This is a genomic window from Thermus sp., from assembly GCF_039793865.1.
In the GTDB taxonomy this organism is placed as follows: domain Bacteria; phylum Deinococcota; class Deinococci; order Deinococcales; family Thermaceae; genus Thermus.
This window is the reverse complement of the sequence record NZ_JBAMMI010000036.1, coordinates 1-14,688: the sequence shown is the minus strand read 5'-3', so window position 1 is coordinate 14,688 and position 14,688 is coordinate 1. Positions and strand designations below refer to the sequence as shown.

Sequence of the window (14,688 nt, the reverse complement as noted above, 5' to 3'; positions counted from 1 at the left end):
CATGCTCCAAGGGAAGGCTTTTCTCATCACCGGGGCCGGAGGGGCCCTGGCCCGGGCCCTCATCCCCGCCTTCCACGAGGCGGGGGCCAGGCTCTTCCTCTCCGACCCCCGCCCCGAGCGCATGGCGGAGAGGGCCAAAGCCGTGGGGGCCAAGACCTTCGTCGCCGACCTCACCAAACCGGAGGAGGCCCTGGCCCTCGCCCGCTTCGTGGAGGCCGAGGCCCCCCTCCACGGGGTGGTCCACACCGTGGGGGGCTTCGCCGCCGGGCGGTTTCTGGACTCCGACCCCGGGCTTTACGACTGGATGCTGGACCTGAACCTCCGCACCGCCTACAACCTCCTCCGGGCCGTCCTCTCCTACCTGGAGAAGCGGGGAGAGGGCTTCTTCGCCGCCTTCGCCGCCGGGCCCGCCTGGACGGGAGTGGGCCCGGGAAGGGCCCTCTACACCGCGGCCAAGACCGCCCTGGCGAGCCTCCTAAGGTCCTTGCAGGGGGAGGTGGAGGGGGTGCGCTTCCTCGTGGTCTACCCCATGGGCACCCTGGACACCGAGGCCAACCGCAAGGCCATGCCCGAGGCGGACTTTTCCCGCTGGATCGCCCCCGAGCTCGTGGCGGAGATGGTGGTGGAGGCGGCCAAGGCTAAGGGCGGGAGGCTTCTTGAGCTTCCCATCTACCCGCCCCTCTAGCCCCCAGGTAGGCCCCGAGGAAGTCCGCCACGAGGTCCAGGCCGAAGGCCTCCCGCCCGGGGACGAAGCTTTGGTGCCATTCGTCCACCACGCCGTAGAGGGCGGAAAGGAGAAAGGCCGGGGCAAAGCGGGAAAGGCCCCGCCGCCAAAGGGCTCCCAAAAGGGCGTAGGCCAGGAAGTGGGCGAGCTTGTCCCAAGGGTGGGGAAGCCCGGCCCCCGGGGCGGGCCGGTCGGAAAGCCACCAGAGCGCCCCCATCCAGAGGAGGGCGAGGAGGGCGTAGAGGGAGCGCACTAGGCCTCCACCAGTTCCCAAAGGACCCCGAGGCCGAAGGATGGGTGGAGGAAGGCCACCCGGTGGCCCCCGAAGCCGGGCCTTGGGGCCTCGTCAATAAGCCTCGCCCCCTCCGCTTTAAGCCGGGCGAGGGCCTTTTCTATCTCGGTCTCGGAAGTGGCGAAGGCCAGGTGGTGGAGGCCGGGGCCCCGCTTGGCCAAAAACCGCCCCACGGGGGTATCCGGGCCCAGGGGGGCGAGGAGCTCCAGGAGGGTTTCCCCTTCCCCCTCCAGGAGGGCCACCCGCACCCCCTGGGCGGCCACCTCCCCTTCCGCCACCACCTGAAAGCCCAGAGCCCGGTAGCGGGCCTTGGCCTCCTCGAGGTCCTCCACGGCGATGCCCACGTGGTGGAGCCGCATGGGCCCATTCTAAAGGTCGTACCAGGGGGGCTTGCCCCGGAAGAGCTCAAGCTCCTTCCCCACCTCCTCCTTAGGGGCCTCCTCCAGCCGGATCACCTGGGGCGGGCAGCTCTCCACGCAGGCCCCGCACCCCGTGCAGGCCTCCACCTTCAGGTAGAGGACGTACTCCTCCCCCTCCCTCACCCGCCTCACCGCCTCCGTGGGGCAGACGTTGGTGCACACCGGGCAGAGGGTGCACCCCTCCTCCACCCGGATCCTCGGCCAATGGGCTTCGGGGGCGCGGCTTGCGGCGAGGCGCCTCAGGCGGAGCTCGGCGGGAAGCTCCCCTTCCTTCTCCTCCGGGGCGGGCAGGGGAAGCTCGGGAACAAAGTCGGCGGCGGTGCGCTTGGCGCTTCCCAGGAGGGCCTGGAAGAGCTCCCGCCTCCCCACCCTTTCCCCGGGAAGCTCCCCCTCCACCACCTCCACCTCCACGGGATGGTAGCGCCTCGCCTCCTCGGCCATCCGCGCGAGGTGCTCGGGGACCTCGAGGCCCCCGATTCTGCACTCCGCGCAGTTCCCCCGGGCGAGGACCACCTTCCCGAAGCGGCTTCCCGCCTCGGCGAGAAGCCCCGGGGTGAGGCGGCCCAGGCAGAGGACCTCCTCCCCCTTGCCCTCCGCCTGGGAGCACCTGAGCTTCCCCTTCCCCCGGATGAGGGCCTCCTGGATGCCTCCAAGGGGGTACTCCAGGGCGAGGCCGGGGCAGACCCCGGTGCAGAGGCCGCACCCCGTGCACAAGACCTCGTCCAGCTCCACCCGCCACCCCTCGAGCCGCACCGCCCCCTTGGGGCAGGCCTGGTAGCACCTGTCGCACCCCCCCACGCTGTTCTTAAAGAGGAGGCAGCGGGCCTCGGTGTAGCGGGGCCTTGGGTCCGTGGCCTTGAGGAAGGCGTTGAGGAGGTTGTCCCAAAGGCCCATCAGCCCTCCGGGAGGAGGTCCCGGATGGCCTCCAGGAAGCGCTCAAACTGGGCGAAGTCCATCTGCTGCTGGTTGTCGGAGAGGGCCACCTTGGGGTTGGGGTGGACCTCCACGTGCACCCCGTCCGCCCCCACGGCCAAGGCGGCGCGGGCCAGGGGGGCCAAAAGGTCCGTGCGCCCGGCGGCGTGGGTCACGTCCACCACCACGGGAAGGTGGGTCTCCTGCTTGGCGAGGGCCACGGCGGAGAGGTCCAGGGTGTTCCGCGTCCAGCGCTCAAAGGTGCGGATCCCCCTCTCCGCCAGGATCACCGCCTCGTTCCCCTGGGCGAGGACGTACTCGGCGGCGTAGAACCACTCCTCTATGGTGGCGGCAAGCCCCCGCTTTAGGAGGACGGGGCGCCGGGCCTTCCCCACCTCCTTGAGGAGGGCGAAGTTCTGCATGTTCCGGGCCCCCACCTGGAGGATGTCGGCGTACTCCGCCACCACCTCCACGTCCCGGGTGTCCATGACCTCGGTGACGAAGACCATGCCGAAGGCGTCCGCCGCCTTGCGGCCAAGCCTAAGCCCCTCCACCCCGAGGCCCTGGAAGCCGTAGGGGCTGGTCCTGGGCTTGAAGGCCCCGCCCCTCAGGACCCTCACCCCCTTGCTGGCGAGGAAGCGGGCCGTCTCCAGGATCTGCTCCTCGCCCTCAATGGAGCAGGGTCCGGCGATGAGGAGGGGCCTCTCCCCGAAGACCACGTCCTTGACCCGCACCCGGGTGGGCTCGGGCCTGTGCTTTCTGGAGTAGAGGAACTTCTTCTGGTCCTGGCGCTCCTCGAGGTCCAGGCTCGCCTGGAAGATCTCCTTGAAGAGCTTCCTTATGGTCTCGTTGGGAAAGGGCCCCGGGTTTTCCCGGGTGAGGTAGGCGAGCATCTCCTCTTCCCGCTTGGGGTCGTAGTGGGGAAGGCCGAGCTCCGTCTGGATGCGGCCGATCGCCTGAACAAGCCTTCCACGCTCCGAGAGGAGCCTAAGAAGCTCCCGGTTCACCCGGTCCACCTCTTTGCGGAGGGCCTGGATGCGCTCGTCCATGGCCTATTCTATGGCCCCCCCGCCCTCAGGGTGTCAAGCGGCCTCCTGGGGCCTCTGCCTCTCCGCGAGCCGGGCCACCAGGACGGAGACCCAGTAGAGGACGAGGAGGGGCCCGCTCACGATGAAGAGGGAGACCACGTCCACCGTGGGGGTGATGACCGCGGCCAAGGTGAGGAGGAGGACCACGGCCACCCGCCAGTTGCGGGCGAGGAAGGCGGAGGAGAGGATCCCCAGGCGGGCGAGGAGGTAGCTCACCACCGGCATCTCAAAGACGATGCCCATGACCCCCATCATCATGAGGATCTGGCCCATGTAGCGGCCGATGGAGATCTGGGGGGTGACCACGTCCCCCAGAAAGCCCAGGAGGAAGGGGACGGCGAAGGGCAAGAAGGCGTAGTAGGCGAAGAGCGCCCCGAGGGCAAAGCTGAACCCCGCCCCCAGGAGGAAGGGCACGGCCAGACGCTTCTCGTGCTCGTAGAGCCCGGGGGCGATGAAGGCCCAGACCTGGTAGACGATGAAGGGAAGGGCGAGCACAAGCCCCCCGAAGGCCGCCACCTTCAGGGAGACGAGGAAGGGCTCGGTGATGTCCAGGACGATGAGGTTAACCTGGATGCCGTGGGCCTTGGCCGCAAGGTCCAAGGGCCTCTTCAACCACTCCAAAAGCTGGACCCTGAAGGTCCAGGCCACACCCGTCCCCACCGCCCAGGCGAGGAGGGACCAGAGGATCCGGGCGCGGAGCTCCTCTAAGTGCTCTACCAGGGGGGCTTCCTTCAAGCCTTGGGCTCCTCCTTGGCCTCCTGAGCGGTCGTGGGCTTGGGCTGGTCCTTCACCTCAAGGCTCTTCTCCAGCTCCTCCCGGATCTCCTGGGCCCCCCGCTTGAACTCGCGGATGCTCTGCCCCAGGGCGCGGCCGAGCTCGGGGAGCTTCCTGGGCCCGAAGATGAGGAGGGCGACGAGGAGGATGACGAGGATCTCCGGCATGCCGAGGGTCATGCCCTAAGTTTAGCACCCCGGAGCTGAAAGGGAGATGAAGGAAGCCAAGTGCCCGCACCTTGGCTTTGCAACACCGGATGCCCAAGCTTTGGCCGTGGGAAATTTTGGGGCCCCCACTGCGGCAAAAGCCGCGGTGGGGTACTTACCCTTCCCCGAGCTTCCTCAGGGCGTACCCCTCGAGGTTCTTCTGCCTCTCCCGGGCCACGGCCAGGGCGCCCTCGGGCACGTCCTGGGTGATGACGCTCCCCGCCCCCACCAAGGCGCGGTCCCCCACCCGCACCGGGGCCACGAGGACGCTGTTGGAGCCGATGAAGGCCTTCTTGCCGATCTGGGTCTTGTGCTTTCTCTTGCCGTCGTAGTTCGCGGTGATGACCCCGGCCCCGATGTTGGTCCCCTCCCCCACCTCGGCGTCCCCCAGGTAGGCCAGGTGCCCCGCCTTCACCCCCCGGTGGAGGACGCTCTTCTTCACCTCCACGAAGTTCCCCACGTGGGCCTCCCCCATGAGGACCGCCCCCGGGCGGAGCCTGGCGAAGGGCCCGGCGGAGGCCCCGGGGTGGAGGTGGGCCCCCTGGGCCACGGTGTGGGCGAGGACCTTGGCCCCGGGTTCCAACACCGTGTCCTCGAGGACGCTGTAGGCCCCCACCTCGCACCCCTCGCCGATCCGGGTCCTCCCTTTAAGGACCGCCCCGGGCCAGAGGGTGACGTCGGGGGCGAGCTCCACCGAGGGCTCCAGGTAGATGGTCTCGGGGAGGATCATCCGCACCCCCTTCCCCATCCACTCGGCGCGAAGCCTCCTAAGAAGCACCCCCTCCACCCGGGCGAGCTCCTCCCGGGTGTTCACCCCCAAGGCCTCCTCCGCCACGCCCCGCACCGCCACCACCCTTTTGCCGTGGGCGCGATAGATGGCGAGGAGGTCGGGGAGGTAGTACTCCCGGGCGGCGTTTTCGTTTTTCACCTCCTTGAGGGCCCGGAAGAGGAAGCCGTCAAAGGCGTAGGCCCCGGCGTTCACCTCCCGGAGGGCCTTCACCTCGGGGGAAGCGTCCTTCTCCTCCACGTTCCCCAAGACCTCCTCCCCCTCCCTGAGGATCCGGCCGTAGCCCGTGGGGTCAGGGAGCTCCACGGTGAGGAGGGCCATCCCCGCCCCCTCCCCCACCCTTTGGAGAAGGGCCTCCAGGGTCTTCGGGGAAAGGAGGGGGGTGTCCCCCTGGGTAACGAGGAAGGGCCCGGGGAAGCCCTGGAGGAGGCTTTCCGCCTGGAGGAGGGCGTGGGCGGTGCCGAGCTGCTCTTTCTGCCAGGCCACCTCCACGGGGTAGCCCTCCAGGGCCTCCACCACCTTTTCCCCCCCGTGGCCCACCACCACCACGAGGCGCTCGGGCCTAAGGACCAAAGCCGCCTCCACGGCGTAGAGGAGCATGGGCTTTCCCAAAAGGGGGTGAAGCACCTTGGGCAGGCGGGACCGCATCCTGGTCCCCTGCCCCGCGGCCAGGATCACGTGGGCGTGCATAAAGCTATCTTAGCCCCTTTCCGGTGTGGTCCTGCGCCACCTTTAAGCCCAGGGTCTGCAGAAAGCGCGCCAGGGCCGCCACCGCTTCCCTGACCCCGTCGGTGATGAGGGGGCTTCCGAAGCGGCTCACCCCGGCGTAGATCCCGTGGGCGCTCGTGCGCACCTCCAGGAGGAGGTCCTGGGTCAGGTCCTCCTCCTCCACGTGGGTGAGGACGTAGAAGCCGTGCTCTCCCCGGGCCACCTCCAGGAAGACCGCCACCCCGCCTTCCAGGGGCAGGGGGGTCTTGGCCAGGGGCAGGGCCTCGGGCAAGGTTCCTTCCAAAAGGGCGTGGGCCACCGCGTACCTCCTTACGGGGGGCCAAGGGGTGGGGTCCTCGGCCACTTTGGTAAAGACGGCGTGGAAAAAGGGTCTCCCCGCCTCCTTCCACTTGAGGGCGTACTTGGTGCGGAGGTGGCTTTCCGGGGGGGGCCTCACCTCTATGCGGTAAAGCCCCGTCTTCTCGGCTTCCTCGAGGGCGAAGCGGAAATACTCCTCGTGGTCGGTGGTGAGGAGGAGGCTTCCCCCTTCCGCAAGCCTAGTGGAAAGCTTCCGGAAAAACCCCTCCTGCAGGAGGCGCCTTTCTTGGTGACGCTTCTTGGGCCAGGGGTCGGGGAAGTTGACGATGACCCGGTGAAGGCTCCCCGGGGGCACCAGGTTCCTTAGGGCGAAGGGGCCCTCCCCGTGGTAGAGGCGGACGTTCCCCAAGCCCTCCCGGCGCATCCTCCGGTAGGCCCTGAGCACGCTCGCCGCCGAGACCTCGGCCCCCAGAACGAGCCAGTGGGGGTGGGCCCTGGCGAGCTCCGCCGTGAAGCGCCCGTCCCCGAAGCCGATCTCCAGGACCAAGGGGCCTTCCCGCCCGAAGAGGTCCACGGGGCCAGGAGGCCAGGAGGGAAGGAGGGCGGGGCGCACCAGCACGAGGAGCGATTATAGGGGTTTTCACAGCGCCTTCAAAGGGAGTTAAGGACATCCCGCCCACCACCCTTTACCTCAAGCCCGGGTACATCCGCTCGGTGGACCCAATAAGGCCGTACTCCTCCCACCTCGCCTCCACCAGGGCCTTCACCTTGGGGGCCATGCGGATCCTCTCGGGCCAGACCCGCTGGAACCCCTCCTCGGGAAGCTTCCTCGTGCCGTCCAGGACCAGAACCGGCCCCTCCGCCCCCGGCATGACCCGGGCGTCCCGCTCGGGGTCTATGTTGTTGAGCACGTACCAGAGGAGTTCCTCCGGGGTTAGGGCGGTATCCCCGTCGGCGAGTAGGAGGAGGCGGACCCCGGCGCTTTGCGGGGTGCTTAGGAGCCTCTCCGCCACCTCCCAGGCCTGGTGGGGGCGGCGCTTCTCCAGCACCGCCCCCCAGAGGCCCGGCCACTGCCTCTGGGCCAGGACCTCGGGGTCCTCGGGGAGCTCGGGGTGGACCCTCGGGGTGAAGGCCACCTCCCCCCCTTCCTCGGGGAGTTTCCTCGTGCCGTCAATGACGAGCTTCCCCCCGAAGGCGAAGGCCCGGGAACTATGGTCCAGGACGTCCAAGGGGCCCCTTAGGAGGAGGGTGTCCCGCCCGGGGAGGGCGTGCTTGAGGGCCTCGAGGAGCGCGGAAAACCCGGGCTTCACCGGCACCCCCTCGTCCACGGCCACGAGGACCTTGGCGAACATCATCTGCCCGAGGCCCAGCATCCCGTAGGCCACCTTGTAGGCCTGCCCCGGGTACTCCTTGCGCAGGGCCACGTTCACCCAGTTGTGGGCCACCCCCTCGGGGGGCAGGTGGTAGTCCGCCACCTCGGGGAGGACGAGGCGGATTGCGGGGAGGAAGAGCCTCTCCGTGGCCTCAATGAGGTAGGCGTCCTCCATGGGGGGGACCCCTACCAAGGTGGCGGGGTAGATGGCCCCCTTGCGGTGGGTGAGGGCGGTGACGTGGAAGCGGGGGTAGAGGTCTATGGGGGTGTAGAAGCCCGTGTGGTCGCCGAAGGGGCCTTCCTCCACCCAGGGCTCCTCGGGGTCTATGTAGCCCTCGAGGACAAACTCCGCCTCGGCGGGCACGGGAAGGTCCACGGTCACCCCCCGGGCGAGCTCAATGGGGGCTCCCCGGAGGAAGCCCGCCAGGTGGAACTCGCTCACCCCCGGCAGAGGGGGCAGGGGGGCGGTGGCGGCGTAGGTGAGGACCGGGTCCCCCCCCAAGGCCACGGCCACCTCCAGCCTCTTCCCCAGCTTCTTCGCCTTCTCCAGGTGGCGGCGGCCCACCTTGTGGAGCTGCCAGTGCATGGCGGTGCTCCTTCGGTCCAGGACCTGCATGCGGTACATGCCGAGGTTGAGCTCCCCGGTCTCCGGGTCTTTGGTGATGACGAGGGGCAGGGTGAGGAAGGGCCCCCCGTCCAGGGGCCAGGTCTTGAGGACGGGAAGGCGCCCTAGGTCCACCGCCTCGCCCCGGAGCACCACCTCCTGCACCGGGGCCCTCTGCACCCTCCTCGGGAAGAAGCCCCTAAGGAGAGGGAGCTTGGGGATAAGCCCCATGAGGGCGGAAAGCCCCCCCTTCCCCGGCTTGAGCTGCAAAAGGAGCTCCACCTTCCTCGCCAGCTCGTCCAGGTCCTCCACCCCCAGGGCGAAGGCCGTGCGGGCCCGGGTGCCGAAAAGGCCGATGGCCACGGGGAAGTCCTTGCCCAAAACCCGCTCAAAGAGGAGGGCGGGGCCCCCCGCCTTCACCACCCGGTCCGCGATCTCAGCGATCTCCAGCTCGGGGCTCACCGGGACGCGGATGCGCCTGAGCTCTCCCCGCCTCTCCAGGGCCTCGAGGTAAGCCCGAAGGTTCCGAAACACGGGCCTTAGCTTACCCCTAGAGCTCCAGAACAAGGTGCTCTAAGCGGAAGTCCCGAGGGGTACCCCGGACCAGGACGGCCTCGAGGCGCACCGGGAGGTCGTCCCGCCCGAGGAGGAAGCGGGCGCTTTTTAGGAGCCTTTCCACCTTCTTTGGGGTGATGGCCTCGAGGGGCGTGCCGAAAGCCGAGGAGCCCCTCTGCTTCACCTCCACCACCACGTAGACCCCCTCCTTCTCCAGAAAGAGGTCCACCTCGCCGAAGGGGGTACGGCGGTTTTTCCCCAGGAGGCGGTAGCCCTTGCCGAGAAGGAAGCGGAGAGCCTCCTCCTCGGCCCACCTTCCCCTCAAGGCGCCCATTCCTGGAAGAGCTCCCCGTCCAGGTAGAGGCGGAACCGGGCCTCCCCCTGGACCTGGTAGCTTCCCTCCAGCCTTAAACCCTCCCGCCCCATCCCCTCGTAGACCACCCGCTCCCCCCGCTCGTCCAGGAGGACCAGGCGCACCCCCTTGCCCTCCGCCTCCGGGGGGAGGTCCAAGGCCAGGCTCACCGTTCGGGCCTGGGGCTCGGGAGGGGCGGGAGGCAGGAGCACCCCCCCCCGCACCGCCACCCGGAGGCGCACCCCGCCCCCCGGGGGCACGGGGGTGCCGGGGGCGGGGTCCTGGGCCAGGACCACGCCCAGAGGCTCCTGGCTCGGGAGATAGGCCTTCCTCGCCACCTTAAACCCCAGCTCGGCAAGACGGGCCTCGGCCTCCTCCTCCCTAAGACCCCCGAGGTCGGGCAAGGGGTTGAAGCGGGCCTGGTTCAGGAGAAGGCGCACCGCCCGCCCCTCCCTCAGGCGGGTGCCCGGGGCCGGGTCCTGGGCCAGGACCACGTCCTTGGGCTTGGTGGGGTCGTTGCCCGCGGCCGCCTCCACCCTAAGCCCCGTGTCCTTGAGGAGGAGGAAGGCCTCGCGGGCGCTTTTGCCCACGAGGTCAGGCACGGTGTACTCCGGCGGGTTGAAGTAGCGGTAGAAGGCCTGGCCCAAAAGGAAGAGGCCCAGGAGGGAAAGGAAAAGGCCCGGGACCACCCCTAGAAGCCTTTCCCCGGGCTTTCTCCCCTTGGGCCTGGGAAGCCCCCCCTGGAGGGGCCAGGGGGCGAGGTAGGCCACCCCGTCCTCGGCCATGGCCAGGTGCTCCCGCCCAAAGCCCAGGGGGGCCAGGGCCTCGAGGGCCGCCTTGGGCGGGGCCTTGCGGGCCAGGGGCTTCTCCGGGAAAAAGACGTAGTGCCTCCCGGGCTTGGCGGAGACCTGGGCCTCCAGAAGGCCGAGCTCCTGAAGCCGGCGCACGGCGGCCCGGTAGCGGTAGAAGCGCTCCTTGTCCTCGGGGGTTTTCACGTCAAAGAGGAAGACCAGCCCCCCCTCTACCCGGTAGAGGGTGACGCCCTCCTGGGCCCTCAGGGTCTCCAAAACCGGGTAGCGGTCGTCCAAAAGCATGCGTGGCCCATTATACCCGCCGCCAGAGCCCCTCCCTCGCCTATACTTGGAAGTGCTATGTGGGACGTTCTCGTGGTGGGTGGGGGGCCTGCTGGGCTTTCCGCCGCCCTTTTCCTGGCCCGGGCCGGGCTCAAGGTCCTGGTGCTGGACGGCGGCCACGCCAAGATCGCCCAGGTAAGCCAGGTGCCCAACTACCCGGGGCTCTTGGACGAACCTTCCGGGGAAGAACTCCTAAGACGCCTGCGGGAGCACGCCGAGCGCTACGGGGCCGAGGTGCGGCGGGGCCTGGCGCGGGGGGTGCGGGACCTGGGCGGGGTCTTCGCCGTGGAGACCGACGGAGGCCTGGAGGAGGCGGAGAGGCTCCTCCTCTGCACCCACAAGGACCCCACCCTGCCCTCCCTCCTAGGCCTCGCCCGCCGGGGCACCTTCCTGGACACCGACGAGGGAGGGCGCACCAGCTACCCCCGGGTCTACGCCGCCGGGGTGGCCCGGGGTAAGGTGCCGGGTCACGCCATCGTGAGCGCCGGGGACGGGGCCTACGTGGCCGTGCACCTGGTCTCGGACCTGCGGGGCGAGCCCTATAAGGATCACGCCAAGTAGGCCTACACCGGGCGGCCCGCCATCATGAAGCTCGCGGTCATCCCCCCGTCCACGGGGAGGATGGCCCCGGTGATGAAGCTGGCCTTCGCCGAGGCCAGGAAGAGCACGGCCTCGGCCACCTCCTCGGGAAGCCCGAGCCTTCTTAGGGCGTGGAGGTCCTCCCAGTCCCGGCGGGTCCTCTCGGGGTCCGGCGAGAGGGCGATGGCCTCCAGGACCGCCTCGGTGGCGATGGCCCCCGGGGCCACGGCGTTCACCCGGATGCCCAGGGGGGCGAGGTCTAAGGCCATGGAGCGGGTGAGGTTGACGAGCCCTCCCTTGGAGGCGTTGTAGGCGGCGTTTTCCTGCTCGGCGAAGAGGCCCTGGACGCTGGCCACGTTCACGATGGCCCCGCCCCCCACCTTCTGCATCTCCCGGGCGGCCAGGGCGGAGAGGTGCATGGGAGCGGTGAGGTTCACCTCCAAGACCCGCCGCCAGGCGGGGAGGGGCACGGTGAGGACGGAGCCGGGATGGGCGGTGGCGGCGTTGTTCACCAGGACGTCCACCCGCCCCAGGGCGCGGGCCGCCTCCTCGAGGAACCGCACCCGGTCCTTCTCCTCGGCGAGGTCCGCCTGGACGAAGAACCCTCCCACCTCCCGGGCCACCTCCCGGCCCTCGGGCAAAAGGTCGCACAGGGCCACCATGGCCCCCTCCCGGGCGAAGGCCAGGGCGATGGCCCGGCCGATGCCCCGGGCCGCCCCCGTGACCAAGACTCCCTTGCCCTCAAAAAGCCCCATGCCCCTAGCCTAAAAGCCCCAGGGCCTCCAGGGCCCTTTCCCGGGGCAGGGCTCCCTGGACCACCTCCCTGCCGCCCCCCTTGGCCCCCAGGGCCTTGAGCCTCGCCAGGACCTCCTGGGCCCTCGGGCCGAGGAGGGCGAAGCGCCCTTCCGGGCTCACGAGGAGGAAGGTCCTTTGGCTCCAGGCGAGGAGCCTCTTGGCGAGCTCCCCCAGGACCGCCTCCGGCACGAGGAGGGCTTCCTCCTCCAGGGCCCGGGGCAGGAGGGCTTCCACCAGGGCCTCTTTCAGGGCTTGGTTTTCCCCCTTCAGGGCGTAGAGCTCCTCCTGGAGCCTCTTGATGGGCTTTTCCAGCTCCAGGGGGTTCGTGGAGAAGGCGAGGGCCAGGCGGGAAAGGAGGGCGTGCTTGGCGTGGTAGTCCTCCAGGGCCTCCCACCCGGCCATGAAGTGGACCCGCGTCCCCCCCTTGTAGCGCTCCCACTTCAGGACCTTGATGGGCCCCGCCTGGGCGCTGGTCTTGAGGTGGGTCCCCCCGCAGGCCGCCAGGTCAAAGTCCCCGATCCTTACCAGGCGCACCTTGCCCCGCACCTTGGGGGGGCGCCGCAAGGGGTACTGGGCGAGCTCCTCCTCGGAGACGAAGAAGGCCTCCACCGGGTAGTCGGCGTAGACGGCGAAGTTGGCCAGGGCCTCCGCCTCCCGCACCCGGGCCTCCTCCGCCTCCTCCTCGAGGTCCACGGTGCACACCGGGGAGTCCAGGCTCACGGCCACGGTGTGGTACCCCCCGGCCCGGAGAAGGGCCTGGGAGAGGAGGTGCTGGGCGGTGTGGCGCTGCATGTGGCGGAAGCGCCTTCCCCAGTCAATCTCCCCCTCCACCTCCGCCCCCTCGGGGATGGGGGCGGAAAGCACGTGGACCACGTCCCCGAAGGCCTTCTCCTCCTCGTAGGCCTCGAGGACCCGGACCTCGCCGAAAGGCCCCCGGAGGACCCCGGTGTCCGCGGGCTGGCCTCCGGACTCGGGGTAGAAGAGGGTTTCGGAGAGCACCGCGTAGTGGCCCTTCTCGTCGCTCCAGGCCCTTTGCACCCGGGCCCGGAAGCGGGTGGCGTAGCTGTCCTCTTGGTAAAGCCTCACGCCCCTTAGGATAAGGAAGGCCGGGTGCAGAAAGCCCAGGTTGCCCTCCAGGGTTTAACCTGGTACGGGTGGAGGCCCTTGGGTGGCCGGAAGGCGCCGCCCCACGCTCCCGGCAAAGCCTCCATGGAGCACGGGAAAGGGCATGAGGGGGGAGAGGCTGGATAAAATCCTCGCCCGCCTGGGCCTGGGAAGCCGCAAGGAGGCGGCCCGGCTGGTGCGGGCGGGGAAGGTGCGGGTCCTGGGCCAGGTGGTCAGGGACCCCGGCTTCCTCCTGCCGGAGGGGGCCGGGGTGGAGGTGGAGGGGAAGCCCCTGGAGGTGCGGCGCCACCACCACGTCCTCCTCTACAAGCCCAGGGGCTTCGTGACGAGCCGGGCCGAGGGGCCCTCGGTCTACGCCCTCCTGGAGGGCTTTCCCACCCGGGACCTCTCCCCGGTGGGCCGCCTGGACAAGGACGCCGAGGGCCTCCTCCTCTTCACCACGGACGGCGAGCTCCTCCACCGCCTCACCCACCCCCGGCACAAGGTGGAAAAGCGCTACTTGGTGCACCTGGAGCGGCCCGTGGGGCCCGAGGACGTGGAGGCCTTCCGGGAGGGGATTCTCCTTTACGGCGAGAAGACCCTCCCCGCCGAGCTTTACCCCCTAGAAGACCCCACCTGGGCCGAGGTGGTCCTGAGGGAGGGCCGCTTCCACCAGGTGAAGCGCATGTTCCAGGCCCGGGATAACCGGGTCCTCTACCTCAAGCGCCTCTCCCTCGGCCCCCTGGGGCTTGGGGACCTCCCCCCGGGAAAGGCCCGCTTTCTCACGGAGGAAGAGGAAAAGGCCCTTTACGCCGCCGTAGGCCTTCTGCCGTGAGGCGCCGACCCGCGCCGGGTGGGCGGCCGTGGCCCACAAGCTCCTCAGGCGGATGATGGGGCGGCTCAGGGAGTACTACGCCGGTCGGTTGGCCCAGGGGGTGGCTTGACGCTCAAGACAGTATCAATCCCCTTACGGGGCTATGTGGTTTGCAACGAGGGGTGGTACGGGGTCTATGGCCCCCTCGTCTTCAACGTGTCGCAATCCCCTTACGGGGCTATGTGGTTTGCAACAGGCTCAACCGGTAGCCTTCCGGTTGCTGGAGCGGTCCAGTCGCAATCCCCTTACGGGGCTATGTGGTTTGCAACGAAAAGCTGCAGTATGCGAGGACCATCCTGAGCATGTCGCAATCCCCTTACGGGGCTATGTGGTTTGCAACTGCAGGCGGGGGTTATCGTGATGAGCCACTCCCCCGGGTCGCAATCCCCTTACGGGGCTATGTGGTTTGCAACCGGCCTACCTCACGACCTTGGTCGCGGAAGCTACGCTATCTAAGTCGCAATCCCCTTACGGGGCTATGTGGTTTGCAACCTAGAAATCAAGGGAATCGGGGTCGCCGCAACTTTTTTTCAGTCGCAATCCCCTTACGGGGCTATGTGGTTTGCAACCCTCATGGCATCGATGCTCTCCCTCCTCCTCAGGGGAGGTCGCAATCCCCTTACGGGGCTATGTGGTTTGCAACTCTACCCCTCTAAGAACCCCGTCCTGGACGGCACCGCCAGAGGGGGGTTTATGAGAAAGATGAAGCTTGGAATATGCACACGGCGAATAACGGGGGTTTTCGGGGGTTTGTGCCGATGAAAAGCCACAGGAGAAAGGGGCGATGAGAAGGGGAAAACGCATATTGCCCATCCCCAAGGGAAGAACTGGCTTTCAAGGTCCCCACCCGGAGGTCCGGGTTAGGGTCAGTATAGCACATGAGGGCAACGGTGTACCAAGTCCACTTTTGCGAGGAAAGAAACCTTCAGGACGAAGCTACCAGATGAGAAAGCTTTAAAAGACGGCTTTGCCCCGCAATTTTGCGCACAAGTGTAGCAACTAGCGCTTTCGCAAGTAAAAGGGCGTGTAGCGCTCCCGTCCCAAGAGGGCGGCCTTCAGGCGCCGGGCCTGGTAAGAGCTCCCCCAGGGGCT

General features: G+C 68.6%; 16 protein-coding genes and 1 CRISPR repeat array. Of the genes, 3 read left to right on the top strand and 13 right to left on the bottom strand.

What is annotated here, in order from left to right:
- Window position 1: 1 nt before the first annotated feature.
- The gene (locus ABJK26_RS03495) at window positions 2–685 is read left to right on the top strand and encodes an SDR family oxidoreductase (protein ID WP_347240842.1); all 684 of its coding nucleotides are present in this window, start codon (window positions 2–4) and stop codon (window positions 683–685) included.
- On the opposite strand, the gene ABJK26_RS03490 is transcribed toward ABJK26_RS03495, so the two are convergent.
- The 11 genes from ABJK26_RS03490 to ABJK26_RS03440 all read right to left on the bottom strand — a co-directional run bounded on the left by ABJK26_RS03490 (window position 639) and on the right by ABJK26_RS03440 (window position 10,205).
- Entirely contained in the window at window positions 639–977 is a 339-nt protein-coding gene (locus ABJK26_RS03490; protein WP_347240841.1) for a VanZ family protein, read from the bottom strand. The two genes, ABJK26_RS03495 and ABJK26_RS03490, sit on opposite strands and share 47 nt — an antisense overlap.
- Entirely contained in the window at window positions 977–1,375 is a 399-nt protein-coding gene (mce, locus tag ABJK26_RS03485; protein ID WP_347240840.1) for a methylmalonyl-CoA epimerase, read from the bottom strand. The genes ABJK26_RS03490 and mce overlap by 1 nt, the downstream gene beginning before the upstream one ends.
- Before the next feature lie 9 nt (window positions 1,376–1,384).
- On the bottom strand, window positions 1,385–2,329 hold the full coding sequence (locus ABJK26_RS03480; RefSeq protein ID WP_347240839.1) for a 4Fe-4S dicluster domain-containing protein: 945 nt from the start codon (window positions 2,327–2,329) through the stop codon (window positions 1,385–1,387).
- Window positions 2,329–3,396, bottom strand: a complete 1,068-nt coding sequence (locus tag ABJK26_RS03475) for a bifunctional 3-deoxy-7-phosphoheptulonate synthase/chorismate mutase (protein ID WP_347240838.1) — start codon at window positions 3,394–3,396, stop codon at window positions 2,329–2,331. Before ABJK26_RS03475 ends, ABJK26_RS03480 begins: the two co-directional genes overlap by 1 nt.
- Before the next feature lie 33 nt (window positions 3,397–3,429).
- Window positions 3,430–4,170: a twin-arginine translocase subunit TatC gene (gene tatC, locus ABJK26_RS03470; protein ID WP_347240837.1), complete on the bottom strand. Its 741-nt coding sequence runs from the start codon at window positions 4,168–4,170 to the stop codon at window positions 3,430–3,432.
- Window positions 4,167–4,388 (bottom strand): twin-arginine translocase TatA/TatE family subunit, encoded by a 222-nt coding sequence (tatA, locus tag ABJK26_RS03465; protein WP_347240836.1) that lies wholly within the window; start codon window positions 4,386–4,388, stop codon window positions 4,167–4,169. The genes tatC and tatA overlap by 4 nt, the downstream gene beginning before the upstream one ends.
- 142 nt (window positions 4,389–4,530) lie before the next feature.
- Window positions 4,531–5,892, bottom strand: coding sequence for a bifunctional UDP-N-acetylglucosamine diphosphorylase/glucosamine-1-phosphate N-acetyltransferase GlmU (gene glmU, locus ABJK26_RS03460; RefSeq protein ID WP_347240835.1), 1,362 nt, complete (start codon window positions 5,890–5,892; stop codon window positions 4,531–4,533).
- Window positions 5,893–5,896: 4 nt separating this feature from the next.
- Window positions 5,897–6,847 carry a tRNA (guanosine(46)-N7)-methyltransferase TrmB gene (trmB, locus tag ABJK26_RS03455; RefSeq protein WP_347240834.1) on the bottom strand — a complete coding sequence of 317 codons (951 nt, stop codon included), beginning with the start codon at window positions 6,845–6,847 and terminating at the stop codon, window positions 5,897–5,899.
- A gap of 67 nt (window positions 6,848–6,914) precedes the next feature.
- On the bottom strand, window positions 6,915–8,738 hold the full coding sequence (locus tag ABJK26_RS03450; RefSeq protein ID WP_347240833.1) for a menaquinone biosynthesis decarboxylase: 1,824 nt from the start codon (window positions 8,736–8,738) through the stop codon (window positions 6,915–6,917).
- Between the two features lie 16 nt (window positions 8,739–8,754).
- Window positions 8,755–9,093 carry a YraN family protein gene (locus ABJK26_RS03445; protein ID WP_347240832.1) on the bottom strand — a complete coding sequence of 113 codons (339 nt, stop codon included), beginning with the start codon at window positions 9,091–9,093 and terminating at the stop codon, window positions 8,755–8,757.
- Entirely contained in the window at window positions 9,081–10,205 is a 1,125-nt protein-coding gene (locus ABJK26_RS03440) for a PASTA domain-containing protein (RefSeq protein WP_347240831.1), read from the bottom strand. Before ABJK26_RS03440 ends, ABJK26_RS03445 begins: the two co-directional genes overlap by 13 nt.
- Window positions 10,206–10,262: 57 nt before the next feature.
- Here ABJK26_RS03440 and ABJK26_RS03435 point away from each other — a divergent pair, with 57 nt between their 5' ends.
- Window positions 10,263–10,805 carry an FAD-dependent oxidoreductase gene (locus ABJK26_RS03435; RefSeq protein WP_347240830.1) on the top strand — a complete coding sequence of 181 codons (543 nt, stop codon included), beginning with the start codon at window positions 10,263–10,265 and terminating at the stop codon, window positions 10,803–10,805.
- A 2-nt stretch (window positions 10,806–10,807) separates the two neighbouring features.
- Here ABJK26_RS03435 and ABJK26_RS03430 read toward each other — a convergent pair whose 3' ends face one another.
- Window positions 10,808–11,578 (bottom strand): glucose 1-dehydrogenase, encoded by a 771-nt coding sequence (locus ABJK26_RS03430; RefSeq protein ID WP_347240829.1) that lies wholly within the window; start codon window positions 11,576–11,578, stop codon window positions 10,808–10,810.
- A 4-nt stretch (window positions 11,579–11,582) separates the two neighbouring features.
- Window positions 11,583–12,704, bottom strand: a complete 1,122-nt coding sequence (locus tag ABJK26_RS03425; protein ID WP_347240828.1) for an alanine--tRNA ligase-related protein — start codon at window positions 12,702–12,704, stop codon at window positions 11,583–11,585.
- 142 nt (window positions 12,705–12,846) lie between these two features.
- Between ABJK26_RS03425 and ABJK26_RS03420 the strand changes: the two genes are divergently transcribed.
- Window positions 12,847–13,557: a pseudouridine synthase gene (locus ABJK26_RS03420; protein ID WP_347240827.1), complete on the top strand. Its 711-nt coding sequence runs from the start codon at window positions 12,847–12,849 to the stop codon at window positions 13,555–13,557.
- A 120-nt stretch (window positions 13,558–13,677) separates the two neighbouring features.
- A CRISPR array of direct repeats spans window positions 13,678–14,239; the repeat unit is 36 nt; unit sequence GTCGCAATCCCCTTACGGGGCTATGTGGTTTGCAAC.
- Between the last annotated feature and the right edge of the window lie 449 nt (window positions 14,240–14,688).